12 protein-coding genes and 1 pseudogene are annotated in these 12,454 nt (G+C 60.2%); 6 read left to right on the top strand and 7 right to left on the bottom strand.

What is annotated here, in order from left to right:
• Positions 1–155: 155 nt before the first annotated feature.
• Entirely contained in the window at positions 156–1,100 is a 945-nt protein-coding gene (locus tag AB2N04_RS02585; RefSeq protein WP_367716836.1) for a cell wall hydrolase, read from the top strand.
• 22 nt (positions 1,101–1,122) lie between these two features.
• Here the strand turns inward: AB2N04_RS02585 and AB2N04_RS02580 are convergent, their stop codons facing one another.
• Positions 1,123–2,115, bottom strand: a complete 993-nt coding sequence (locus AB2N04_RS02580; protein ID WP_367716834.1) for a Gfo/Idh/MocA family protein — start codon at positions 2,113–2,115, stop codon at positions 1,123–1,125.
• A gap of 217 nt (positions 2,116–2,332) precedes the next feature.
• On the opposite strand from AB2N04_RS02580, the gene rhuM reads away from it, so the two are divergent.
• A complete protein-coding gene (gene rhuM, locus AB2N04_RS02575) occupies positions 2,333–3,352 on the top strand; it encodes a RhuM family protein (RefSeq protein ID WP_367716832.1) in 1,020 nt (339 codons plus the stop codon).
• 6 nt (positions 3,353–3,358) lie between these two features.
• Here rhuM and pheT read toward each other — a convergent pair whose 3' ends face one another.
• From pheT to infC, 6 genes and pseudogenes are all read right to left on the bottom strand, one after another.
• Complete coding sequence (gene pheT / locus AB2N04_RS02570) at positions 3,359–5,764, bottom strand: phenylalanine--tRNA ligase subunit beta (protein WP_367716830.1); 2,406 nt, start codon at positions 5,762–5,764, stop codon at positions 3,359–3,361.
• 12 nt (positions 5,765–5,776) lie between these two features.
• Positions 5,777–6,862 (bottom strand): phenylalanine--tRNA ligase subunit alpha, encoded by a 1,086-nt coding sequence (gene pheS, locus AB2N04_RS02565; protein WP_367716828.1) that lies wholly within the window; start codon positions 6,860–6,862, stop codon positions 5,777–5,779.
• Positions 6,859–7,746 carry a serine/threonine protein phosphatase gene (locus AB2N04_RS02560; RefSeq protein ID WP_367716826.1) on the bottom strand — a complete coding sequence of 296 codons (888 nt, stop codon included), beginning with the start codon at positions 7,744–7,746 and terminating at the stop codon, positions 6,859–6,861. Before AB2N04_RS02560 ends, pheS begins: the two co-directional genes overlap by 4 nt.
• Positions 7,747–7,832: 86 nt before the next feature.
• A pseudogene (gene rplT, locus AB2N04_RS02555) lies at positions 7,833–8,235 on the bottom strand (50S ribosomal protein L20).
• Positions 8,236–8,272: 37 nt separating this feature from the next.
• On the bottom strand, positions 8,273–8,473 hold the full coding sequence (gene rpmI, locus AB2N04_RS02550) for a 50S ribosomal protein L35 (protein ID WP_007009054.1): 201 nt from the start codon (positions 8,471–8,473) through the stop codon (positions 8,273–8,275).
• 277 nt (positions 8,474–8,750) lie between these two features.
• Positions 8,751–9,293, bottom strand: coding sequence for a translation initiation factor IF-3 (gene infC / locus AB2N04_RS02545; RefSeq protein ID WP_367718717.1), 543 nt, complete (start codon positions 9,291–9,293; stop codon positions 8,751–8,753).
• 179 nt (positions 9,294–9,472) lie between these two features.
• Between infC and AB2N04_RS02540 the strand changes: the two genes are divergently transcribed.
• The 4 genes from AB2N04_RS02540 (at position 9,473) to AB2N04_RS02525 (ending at position 12,454) form a co-directional block, all read left to right on the top strand.
• The gene (locus AB2N04_RS02540) at positions 9,473–10,246 is read left to right on the top strand and encodes an alpha/beta hydrolase (protein ID WP_367716825.1); all 774 of its coding nucleotides are present in this window, start codon (positions 9,473–9,475) and stop codon (positions 10,244–10,246) included.
• Between the two features lie 163 nt (positions 10,247–10,409).
• Entirely contained in the window at positions 10,410–10,841 is a 432-nt protein-coding gene (locus AB2N04_RS02535; RefSeq protein WP_367716823.1) for a DUF2852 domain-containing protein, read from the top strand.
• Between the two features lie 94 nt (positions 10,842–10,935).
• Positions 10,936–11,700, top strand: a complete 765-nt coding sequence (locus AB2N04_RS02530) for a M48 family metallopeptidase (RefSeq protein WP_367716821.1) — start codon at positions 10,936–10,938, stop codon at positions 11,698–11,700.
• 88 nt (positions 11,701–11,788) lie between these two features.
• Positions 11,789–12,454 (top strand): phosphoribosylanthranilate isomerase, encoded by a 666-nt coding sequence (locus AB2N04_RS02525; protein ID WP_367716820.1) that lies wholly within the window; start codon positions 11,789–11,791, stop codon positions 12,452–12,454.

Genomic DNA, 12,454 nt, shown 5'->3' with positions numbered 1-12,454 from the left:
TTCTCTCCGCTAAGCAGACTGTCAGGACCCATTCCGGCGTTCCAGATGACAGCCCCTGTTCACACGAATTTGCTGTCGCCCCATCTCATGGCGAAATGCGCCCGACAGCTTCCGGGCGTATATAAGAACGCTATTTTTGCAACGCAAGGCGGGATTTGTTTCCAATTGGAGGCAATCTTGCCTTTGCCGGACCCTCCGACAGTGGCGCCGATGGCCCGTTTGAATGGCTTCTGAAGCGCGACGCTATTGTATTAACTGCGACTTTAATGGCGCTCGCAAATGTGGGACATGGTCCGCCGAATGGGACAAAGTGCGCTTTGAATTCCGGAAACGGTCGATTAAGCCAAATGTGTTTTGCTTCATTCTGCCGAGCAGGCCGATGTCACGCCACGTTCCGATGGTTGACCTCGTCCGAAAAGCGGGGGCTTCCCGGCATGGTATATTCGCCGGGCGGTAGCGAGTCTGAGACAGTCATGATCCGAGGTATTTTCCTCGGGGGGCTTTATCTTTGTTCTTTGTATGAACACGCACTGATCGGGAACACCGATCTTTCCACCGAAGTGGCGGAGGCGAACGACCATGAAGTGGCGTCGAGAGCAATTTACCATTGGCTGAAAAGAGCCCCGACACCGAAGAATTTTGTCACCGGACTGCGTGAGCAGGCAGAAAACACCTGTCTGGCGATGGCAATATACTATGAAGCGCGCAGTGAACCCGTGAGCGGACAAAAGGCCGTCGCCATGGTGATTCTGAACCGTGTCTCCTCCCGCGGTTATCCGCCGAGCATATGCGGGGTGGTGTTTCAAAACGCCCGCTGGCGCAATCGCTGTCAGTTCTCTTTTGCCTGCACCGGGATTTCGCTGATTCCGCGGGAAACTGCGGCATGGGAGCGCGCGGTGGAGATTGCCGACACCCTTCCAGCCTGCGCACCCGATTGCGGCATCGATCCATTGCTCGACGAAGATGATCTTCTGGCGCTCAACCCAGCCACGCACTATCACGCCGATTATGTAAAACCGAAATGGGCAAGGCGCTTGCGCAATCTTGGAAAGATCGGCCAGCACGTCTTCTTCACCACGCAAACGCCCGGGCAAATCTGAGTGCGCGGAGGGATGGCGGTTGTCAGCCCTGCACGCCTTCCCAGCCATCATGCGTTGAGGCGCGATAGATGGCGTCGATCAGCATCTGGTTTTTTACCGAGTCTTCCAGCGTGAAGATGGTGGTTCCTTCTCCCCGCGCTGCCCGAACGATGGCTTCCGCCTGCAAGCGGTACTGCCGTGCGCGTGGAAAACGGAAGATGCTGGCGCTGTTGTGATCGGCGCTGAAGAGCGTCACCCGCGTATCGCCATAGTCGGGTGTGTTGAAGGGCGCGTTCACCTCGATGAAGCCCTTGTCGCCGTGGAACACCATGCTCTGGCGCAGCGCCATCTGGGTCGACACGTAGAAGCTCAGTTCGAACGTGCCGAAGTCAGCCTTGACGCTTGAGTAGATGTCGGTGCCGAATTTCGGGTCGCGCTCCACCACGGCCTGCACGCGCTCGGGCTCCAGCCCGGTGGCAAAGCGGGTGGTCACCGTGGGATAGACGCCGATGTCGGGCAGACCGCCGCCGCCAAGCTCCGGCTTGTTTCGCATGTTGTCGGGATCGACGTTGTGGTAGCAGAACACGCCCTGCACATGCCGCAGCCGCCCGATGGCGCCTTCCGCTATCAGGTCGCGCACCTTGTGCCATTGCGGGTGATAGGTGACCATGAAGGCTTCCGAAACGACCACATTGTTGCGGTCGCGCGCCTCGATCACGCGGGTAATCTCCTTGGCATCGAGCGCAAGAGGCTTTTCCACCAGCACGTGCTTTCCTGCATCCGCCGCCTTGATGGCAAAGGCAACATGGTCGGAAGTCGGCAACGGAATATAGACGCCATCCACATCGGGCGAGGCAAGAAGCGCGTCGTAGGAAGAAAACACATGGGGGATGCCGAAGCGGTCCGCCACCGCCTGCGCCCTGGATTCATCGCGGCTGGCGATCGCTGTCACAACGCCATTTTCCGAATCCTGAATCTGCGGAATCACCTGCTCGCGGCCAATCTTGGCCGTCGAAAGAACGCCCCAACGGAACATGTACCTTCCTCCTCTTTTGCGCAGGCAAACACATAGAGCATTTTGCAGTCCGGTGGAATCACCTGACGCCGGCACAAATGCGGGAAGAGAGGGAAGGATCGAGCGGGGCAGCCTTTCTATGAAACGGTGATCCGCTCTATGCCGGGGATTGAAAACCGGCAAGGTTTCGCGCGCTAATTTGTTCTGCTAATGTTCCAAAAACCCCTTGGAGAGGCGCATGAAAGCGGATGAACCCGTCCATCTTGTGGAAGATGCGGAAACCGGAGACCGGTTTCTCATCTACGATGGTGAAAAGGGGCTGCGGCTCGACATTCGCTATGAGGGCGAAACGCTCTGGATGACGCAGGAGCAGATTGCGCGGCTTTTCGGGCGAGACGTTTCCGTCATATCCCGGCACATTTCGAATGTGATTTCTGAGGGAGAACTGGAGCGGGATAGCAATTTGCAAAAAATGCAAATTGCTCGGTCGACAAAACCAGTCACGCTCTACAGCCTCGACATGATCATTTCAGTCGGTTACCGCGTCTCCTCTGCGCAGGCGACTCTTTTCCGGCGCTGGGCCACAGGCATTCTGGTTCAGTTTGCGCGCAGCGGCTTTGTGGTGGATTCAGCACGCCTGAAACAGGAGCGCAACCGCATCGCCGAATTGCGGGAGATCATCCGCGACATTCGCTCGGATGAGGCAAACGTCTATCGTGAACTGCAAGCCATTTGTGCTCTCTGTCAGGACTATGACGGCAGCACCGCACAGGCGCAGAGCTTCTTCCAGAAAACGCAGGCCAAGCTGATCTATGCAGTTGTCTCAAAGACACCCTCGGACGTGGTGATGGCACGCGCTGATCACAAAGCCGAGAACATGGGGCTGCAAAGCTGGCCAGGCGACACGATCCGCAAGCGGGACGTGACCGTCTCCAAGAATTATCTTGCAGAGGCTGAAATCATTGAGCTCAACCGCCTGACCACCATTCTCCTGGATATTTTCGAGGATCAGGCCAAGCTGGGCCGATTGGTTGTCATGGAGGATGCAACACGCCTTCTCGACCAACAGCTCGACAACCTTGGCCGGGCCGTCCTGCGATCGGGCGGCAGTGTGAGCGCTGAAATGGCCAAGGATCACGCGCGCGCGGAATTCGAGCGGTTTTCAGAACAGCAGAAGATCGAACGACACAAAAAAGCGGACGAGCACATTGCTGCACTCGTCCGCGAAGCAAACCGGCTGCCGAAAGGGCGCCGCTGAAGACTATCAGCCCCGCAGCGTGCCGCCGGTCTGTTTGCCGACATTGGCGACGATGCGGCCGGCGATGGCTTCGAGTTCCTCGTCTGTCAGCGTCTTGTCACGCGGCTGGATCGAGACTTCGATGGCAACGGACTTCTTGTCCTCGCCAAGCGAGGCTCCTTCGAAAATGTCGAACACGCGCACACCGGTGACGAGCTTCTTGTCGGCGGCCGCCGCCGCCCGCTCGATGGTTGCCGCCTCGACTGTCTTGTCGACCACAAAGGCGAAATCGCGCCGCACGAGCTGGAAGGGCGAAAGCTCGAGGCGCGGCTTGGTGCGTGTTGCCTTTGCCTTCGGCTCGGGGATCGCGTCGAGGAACACCTCGAAACCGCAAATCGGACCTTCGGCATCCAGCGCCTCCAGCGTGCGCGGGTGGATCTCGCCGAATGTGGCGAGCACGATTTTCGGGCCGAGACGGATCGTGCCGGAGCGACCCGGGTGATACCAGTCGGGACCGCCCGCCACGATTTGCAGCTTGTCGACAGGTGCACCTGTCGCTTCAAGGGCTGCCAGCGCGTCGGCCTTTGCGTCGAACACGCCGACCGCCGTGCTGTTGCCTGACCAGTGCCGTCCGGCACCGTCCATCACCGCCGTGCCGCGGCGAATGCCGCCGGCCACGCGACGCTGGCCTTCATAGCTATCGTTCTCATAGGTGCTCGACACTTCGAACAACGCCACATCGCCATAGCCACGCGCGGCGTTGCGCTGGGCGGCTGCGATGAGGCCCGGCAGCAGCGAGGGACGCATGTCCGACATGGAGGCGGCAATGGGGTTGGAGAGTTTCAGCGAGGCATCACCACCGCCGAAGAGCTTTGCCTGCGCCTCGTCGATGAAGGTCCAGGTGACCGCCTCCATCATGCCGCGCACGGCAAGCGCACGGCGCGCCTGGCGGGTGCGGTTTTGCAGAACGGTGAGGATCTGGCCGTTGACCGCGCCCTGAGAGGGCAGGGGCTGCGGCGCGATTTCGTTCACGCCGTGAATGCGCATCACCTCTTCCACCAGATCGGCCTTGCCGTCGATATCCGGACGCCAGGACGGCACGGACACGTCCAGCACCTCGCCTTCGCCGGTGGAGGCAAAGCCGAGGCGGTCGAGGATCTCCCTGCTTTCGGCGCTTGAAACCTCAAGGCCGGTCAGGCGCTTCACCTCACTCACCGGGAAGGTGATGCGGCGCGGCTCATAACCTTTGTAGCCGACAACGCGGCTTTCGGTGGGCTCACCGCCGCACAGGTCGAGAACGAGCTGTGTGGCGAGCTCCAGGCCTGGCTCCATCATCTCCGGGTCGACGCCGCGCTCGAAACGATAGCGCGCATCGGTGATGATGCCGAGGTCACGGCCCGTGCGGGCAATGTTCATCGCGTCCCACAGGGCGGATTCGATCAGCACATCCGTGGTGTTCTCATCGCAGCCCGAATGCTCGCCGCCCATGATGCCGGCGATGGATTCCACGCCGTTTTCGTCGGCGATGACGCACATTTCCGGGGTGAGCTTGTACTCGCGCTCGTCGAGCGCCAGCAGGGTTTCTCCCTCTTTGGCGCGCCGAATGGAGAGATTCCCTTTCACCTTGGCGGCGTCGAACACATGCAGCGGGCGACCGCGATCGAAGGTCATGTAATTGGTGATGTCGACCAGCGCGTTGATGGGCCGCAGGCCGATGGCCGTGAGGCGCTGCTGCATCCATTTGGGCGAGGGGCCGTTCTTCACGCCGCGCACGAGCCGCAGTGCGAAGCCGGGGCAAAGTTCCGGCGCTTCGATGGTGAGGTCGACCGGGCAGGGGCCCTTGCCCGCCACCGGCGCGATGGGGGCATCCTTCAGTGTGCCGAGGCCTGCCGCCGCAAGATCGCGCGCGATGCCATGCACGCCGGTGCAGTCGGGCCGGTTTGGCGTCAGGCCGATCTCGATCACCGGGTCGTCGAGCTTTGCCCAGCTCGCGAAGGAGGTGCCGACGGGCGCGTCTTCGGGCAGGTCGATAATGCCGTCATGCTCGTCCGACATGTGCAATTCGCGTTCCGAGCACATCATGCCATGGCTTTCCACGCCACGGATCTTGCCCACGGAGAGCGTGACGTCGATGCCGGGAACATAGGTGCCGGGCGCGGCAAACGCACCGACGAGGCCCGCCCGCGCATTGGGCGCGCCACACACCACCTGCACCGGCTTGCCGTCGCCCGTGTCGACGGAGAGCACGCGCAGCCGGTCGGCATCGGGATGCTGCTCGGCAGTCAGAACTTTGGCGATCACGAAGGGCTTCAGCGATGCCTTGTCATCCACCTCCTCGACCTCAAGGCCGATCATGGTGAGCTTTTCGACGATCTCGTCGAGCGTGGCATCGGTCTCAAGGTGCTCCTTGAGCCAGGAGAGCGTGAATTTCATTGATCTATCTCCTTAAGCGCTCAATCCGCCGAAAAGCGTCGGCAGGTCTAGCGGGCGGAAGCCGTAATGCTCGATCCAGCGCACATCGGCGTCGAAATAGTCGCGCAGATCCGGCATGCCGTATTTCAGCGTGGCGATGCGGTCGATGCCCATGCCCCAGGCAAAACCCTGATACACATCGGGATCGAGATTGCAGGCGCGCAGCACATTGGGGTGCACCATGCCGCAGCCAAGAATCTCCATCCAGTCATTGCCCTCGCCGAAGCGCACTTCGCCCGGCTGCGAGCGGTCGCACTGGATGTCCACTTCAAGGCTCGGCTCGGTGAAGGGGAAGAATGAAGGACGGAAGCGCATGTTGAGCTGCGGCACCTCGAAGAAGGCCTTGCAGAACTCCTGCAGCACCCATTTCATGTTGGCGACATTGGCAGCCTTGTCGATGACCAGCCCTTCGAGCTGGTGGAACATGGGCGAGTGCGTCGCATCGGAATCCTGCCGGTAGGTCTTGCCGGGAATGACGATGCGGATCGGCGGTTCCTGCGCTTCCATCGTGTGGATCTGCACCGGCGAGGTGTGCGTGCGCAGGAGCTTGCGCTCTCCCTTCTCATTCGGCGGGAAGAAGAAGGTGTCGTGCATCTCGCGGGCCGGGTGGCCTTCGGGGAAGTTCAGCGCCGTGAAATTGTAATAGTCCGTCTCGATGTCGGGACCTTCGGCGATGGAAAAACCCATGTCTGCGAAGATTGCGGTGATCTCGTCGATCACTTGGCTGATCGGGTGTATGCGGCCGCGCTCGGCAGGCGGGCGGCGCACCGGCAGGGTGACATCCACCTTCTCGCGTTCCAGTCGCGCGTCGATGGCGGCGTTGCGCAGCGCGTCGCGTCGTTCAGTCAGCGCTTGGGTGACGCGCGCCTTCAGCCCGTTGATCGCCGGGCCCATCACCTGCCGCTCTTCCGGAGACATGGAGCCGAGCGTCTTCAGCATCTGCGAGACCGAGCCCTTCTTGCCGAGCGTGGCCACCCGCACAGCTTCGATCTCCTGCTCGTCGGCAGCAGCGTCGATCTGCCCGGCGATGGTCTTTTCCAGTTCCTCGAGTTCGCTCATGCCTCGTAGCCCCTTTTGGCTTTCATCTCATTCTGGCCTTCGTCGGCGGGCGTCACCACCGTGTTTCCGAGAGCCGATTTCAAGAACCGTGTTGCTTTCAACACGCGCTTGCCGTCGCTGCCAAGCCCCCAGTGCTCGATTGCTCCAAGAAGGGGGGTGAGCGGTGCAAATAATCGGATGATCCGTCGTAATTCATCGGCCACCTGTCCTGGCGGCCCGGCAAAATAGGCATCGAATGCCTTCTGCGGCGTTCCATGCCGTTTTGCCTGCATGCAGATCTGGAGAAAAAGCAACCAGACATCGCGTGCCTGCGCGGTGGCCAGCGGCATTACAGCCTCGGGCTCCTCTTCGAAATCGACAAATCCCCATCGATCATCACTGGTTATGAACATGTCGCGAGGGTGGGGGCGGCCATGGCACAGGCCCAGGTCGTGCGCCCTGCGAAGTGTTTCGGCTGCCTGCACCAGAAGCGTATCATGAGCATCATGCTTGCCATGGCGGGCGAGCATGTCGAGCTCGCTCTGGGCAATGGGAGCAACATTTGAAAGAACCAGAACCCGGTCGTTGCGGAAAAGCAGTGTCGCCGTGGGCAAACCCGCCTGGCGGAAGGTTTCAAGCTTGCGTGCCTCGCGTTCGATGGCGCCGGCCCTGTCGGTGCGGGGTGACGCACGCAGAAAGGCAGCCGGCATCAACGGCGTCAACGCCGTGTGCAGCCGTTTGGCCACTGGCTGCCGCTCCACATCATAGCGCTTGATCCAGATCGTCTGCCCGTCGAGGACGGCCGAAGAGACGCGTTTGCGCTCACCGGTGATCAGCAGGCGTAAGAGCGCCGCCGTCGCGTCCGGCGAAAGAACGTCCTTCTCGTATTTCGTCTCGTCGTCCATGCTCATCATCACAAAGAAAAACCCGCGCCAGCCCTGCCAGCGCGGGTTTCCCGAACTAAACCTGATTGCTTCGGGAAGCGCTAGCCTTAAGCCACAGCGCTTTCAAAAGCATTCGGGGTGGTGTCCTTGAGGTACACGAGCGCTTCCTTGGACTTCTTCACCAGAGCGGCGAAGGCCTGCGGCTCGTGCACAGCCATGTCGGCCAGCACCTTGCGGTCGATCTCGATGCCGGCCCTTGTTGAGGCCGTCGATGAAGCGGCCATAGGTCAGGCCGTGTTCGCGTGCGCCGGCGTTGATGCGCTGGATCCACAGAGCGCGGAAATTGCGCTTGCGGGCCTTGCGATCGCGGTAGGCGTACTGCATCGACTTTTCGACCGCCTGCTTGGCGATGCGAATGGTATTCTTGCGACGGCCGTAGAAACCCTTTGCGGCTTTCATGACCTTCTTGTGTTTGGCGTGGGCGGTAACGCCCCTCTTTACGCGTGCCATGACATGATCTCCTTAAATGTGTTCCGGGTTCCTGCGATTACAGGCCGTAGGGCATGAACTTCTTCACGATCTTCGTATCGGGATCGGAAAGAACCATCGTGCCGCGGGCATCGCGGATGAACTTGTTGGAACGCTTGATCATGCCGTGGCGCTTGCCAGCGGCTGCGACTTTCACCTTGCCGGTGGCGGTTACCTTGAACCGCTTCTTGACAGAAGACTTCGTCTTCATCTTGGGCATTTTGCTTCTCCGTTCTATGGCTCACGCTCTTGTTTCAGGCAGCGTGTTGCGCCCCAAGCGTGTGCTTTTCAGCATTAAGGATCGCCACGGCATGCCCTGCCGGCCGATCCAGGAACGCGGCCTTATAAGCGCTGTTTTGCATTTGCGCAACAGCCAAGGTGGTCCGCGTGGCTGGGCCCATGCCGGTACTGTTCAAGCATGTTGCCCGGCAAAGGCTGAAAACAAAACGGACCGCCGGAGGGGCAGCCCGTTGTCTGTTCATCGGGTTTGGGCCCGATTATGTGGTGCGCGGCGCTAGAACCATCATCATCTGGCGGCCTTCGAGCTTCGGCTCGGCTTCCACCTTGGCAATCGGCTCAACCTCTTCCTTGACCCGGTTGAGGAGCTTCATGCCGAGTTCCATATGGGCCATCTCGCGGCCACGGAAGCGCAGCGTCAGCTTGACCTTGTCGCCCGCCTCGAAGAAGCGGCGCACAGCCTTCATCTTCACCTCATAATCATGAGAGTCGATGTTCGGACGCATCTTGATCTCCTTGATCTCGATGGTCTTCTGCTTCTTGCGCGCCTCAGCAGCCTTCTTCTGGTTCTGATACTTCATCTTGCCAAGATCAGTGATCTTGCAGACGGGTGGCTTGGCGTTGGATGCCACCTCGACCAGGTCAAGGCCCGCTTCTTCGGCAAGCCGCAGGGCATCTTCCGTGGCGAGGACGCCGCGATTGTTGCCTTCGTCGTCGATGAGCTGAATCTGGGGAACCCGGATGTCACGGTTTGCGCGGGGGCCTTCTACTTTCTGAGGCGGCGCTTTGAATGGTCTGCGAATGGTCGTGATCTCCTCGAATTGTTAAATCACAGGTTACGGCATTTCCTTTAGGCCGAGGCGTATGTCGTCTCGGCAGGTGAAGTGTCAATAGCATATAAGGGCAAAAGAATCACGTTTCTCGTTATGCCCGAATGGGAAAGTGCGTGATGGACCATTGGTTCCAGCTTGGGAGACAGTTGATGAGTGAAAGCAAGGCAGGCTCTCTGACGATTGGCGATACGCAGATCGCATACCGGCATCGGGAGGGTCGCGCACCGGGCGTGGTTTGGCTGGGCGGATACAAATCCGACATGCTGGGCACAAAGGCGGAGGCGCTGGATGCGTGGGCTGCTGAAAAGGGCCACGCCTTCCTGCGCCACGACTATTCCGGTCACGGCGAGTCTGGTGGTGCCTTCAAGGACGGCACGATCTCGCTATGGCTGGAGCAGAGTCTGGGTGTTTTCCGGGCATTCACGAAGGGACCGCAGATCCTGGTCGGCTCGTCCATGGGGGCGTGGATCGCACTGCGCATGGCGCAGGAACTGAACCGGGCAGGCGAGGGCGACAGGCTGGCCGGTCTGCTGCTTCTGGCGCCGGCCCCCGATTTCACGAGCGAGCTGGTCGAACCCAAACTGACACAGGCCAATCGGCGGCAGCTCGATGAAAAGGGCTATATGGAAGAGCCCTCCGAATATTCCGACGAACCCTACATCTATACAAGAGCCCTGTTTGAAGATGGAAAACGCAATCTGGTGCTCAATGGCGTTCTCGATACCCATTGTCCCGTGCACATCCTTCAGGGCAAGGCAGATCCCGACGTGCCTTTCACCCACGCCATGCGGCTGACCGAACATCTGCCGGCAGATGACGTGACCCTGTCGCTCATTGGCGACGGCGATCATCGGCTTTCCAGGCCGCAGGACATCGCCCTGATCCTGCGGTCACTGGAAGGTTTGATCGAGCGCGTGGTTTAACCCGGTTGCCGGGATGTCGCAGAGTTGCGCAAAGAAATATCGAAAAAACAATATTTTACGCGATTCCTGTTTATCAATTCCTTGAATCTTGAAAATTTAACCCCCATCTCGAAATCATGCAGCTTCCCGGGGGTTGCATGTTCAAGGAAAGGAACGGGTGACCATGACAAATTCTGCGCTTATCCGTCCTGCCTGGACGCCTGCGACGATTGCTCTGATGGTGGTGGGTTTCATGGTGTTCTGGCCGCTCGGCCTCGCCATGCTCGCCTACATTCTGTGGGGTGACCGGCTCGGGGAGTTCAAGAAGGACGTGAACCGAAAAACCGATGAAGTCTTCGCCGGCTGCCGGCGTACATCGAAACGTCATTCGTTTACAGGCAACGTCGCCTTTGACGACTGGCGCGACAAAGAGCTGGAGCGCCTCGCCGAGGAACGCCGCAAGCTTGACGAGATGCGTGATGAGTTCGACGATTACATGCGCGAGCTGCGCCGGGCCAAGGATCAGGAAGAATTCGATCGTTTCATGAACGAACGCAACAAGGGCCGCAAATCGGGCCGCGGCAAGTCCGTCCCCGATGTGACCGACGAGGCTTGACCTGGTGGACAACAGGTAAACGTTTGAGACGGCATCTCATCGAGGTGTCGTTTTCTTTGCGCGTATTTTTCGGCGAATCGCATATTCTTCCCCCATGGCGCTTGGATTCTTCAACAAGATGATAGGGCTTAAGGTGACGGCTCCTCCGGCAGAGCGCGTGCATTGCGTGGCCGGGCGGGAGCTGCCATTGCGCATCGTCGAGAACGCAAGGGCACGTCGCCTGACCCTTCGCATCGAGCCGGGAGGGCGTGGGCTTCGGGTCACCGTGCCGCCGGGCCTTTCGCGCTCGCGCGAAGTTGAGGAGTTTCTCGAGCGTCACACCGGCTGGCTTGAGCAGAAGCTGAGAAAACTGCCTGCGCGGCCTCAGGTCCGGCCAGGCATCAAGATACCGGTGCGCGGCGTGCCGCATCTCATCGTGCACGATCCCCAGGGGCGCGGTGCCGCACGGCTTGCATGCCAGGAAGGCGAGCCCGTGCTGATTGTGCCGGGCGATAAGGAGCGCCTGCCGCGGCGGGTTGCAGATCTTCTAAAGCGCGAGGCCAAGCGCGATATAGAGGCGCTTGTGGCAAAGCACACGGCAACCATCGGCAAGTGCGCACGCGCCATCCGCTTTCGCGATACAAAGAGCCGCTGGGGTTCGTGTACCTCCGATGGCGCGCTTTCCTTTTCCTGGCGCATCATGATGGCGCCGCCTTTGGTGATCGATTATCTGGTCGCCCACGAGGTCGCACATCTGAAGGAAATGAACCACAGCCCACGCTTCTGGAAACTCTGCAAGAAGCTTAGTCCTGAGACGGACCGCTGCAAGGACTGGCTCAAACGCAACGGCACGGCTTTGCAGGCCATCGGTTTCGAGTGAGCCATGGTCGCGCCAGGCCGGGGCGCGGGCGCTTGGCGCGACCGCCTCCTGTCTCGACTCCGCCGCCAATTCATGGCACTTCCCTGTTATGACACTGGACGTGAAAATCTGCGGTCTGAAGACCGATGAAACCGTGGCGGCAGCGCTGAATGGCGGGGCGAGCCATATCGGCTTCATCTTCTTTGATAAAAGCCCGCGCCATGTGGAGCCCGAAACGGCTGCAAACCTGCGAAAGGCAGCCCTTGGCCGCGCACAGGCTGTTGCCGTTACGGTGAATGCCGATGATGCGGAACTGGATGCCATCGTGAGCGCGGTCCAGCCCGATATTCTCCAGCTCCATGGCGGGGAAAGCCCGGAGCGCGTTGCCGAGGTGAAGGCACGGTACGGGCTGCCGGTGATGAAGGCCTTCGCCATCCGCGAGGCGACCGACCTGGAACGGATCGTCGCCTATCGTGGCATAGCCGACCGCTTCCTGTTCGATGCCAAGCCACCGAAGGGTTCCGAGCTTCCCGGCGGGAATGGCGTGTCGTTCGACTGGCAGCTTCTGACCGACCTTGACGATAAGGTGGATTACATGCTTTCCGGTGGCCTGAATGCCGCCAATATCGGCACGGCTCTGAAAGCCGTGTCACCGCGCGGAATAGACATTTCGTCTGGCGTTGAAAGCGCGCCCGGCGAGAAAGATCCGGAACTGATACGCGCGTTCTTCGCCGCCGTCCGGCGAGCGCTTGAAACCGACGCGGCTCCGGCATGA

It is taken from the genome of Nitratireductor sp. GISD-1A_MAKvit, assembly GCF_040819555.1.
GTDB lineage: Bacteria > Pseudomonadota > Alphaproteobacteria > Rhizobiales > Rhizobiaceae > Nitratireductor.
The sequence above is the reverse complement of the archived record's forward strand: the minus strand, read 5'-3'. Positions and strand labels throughout refer to the sequence as shown.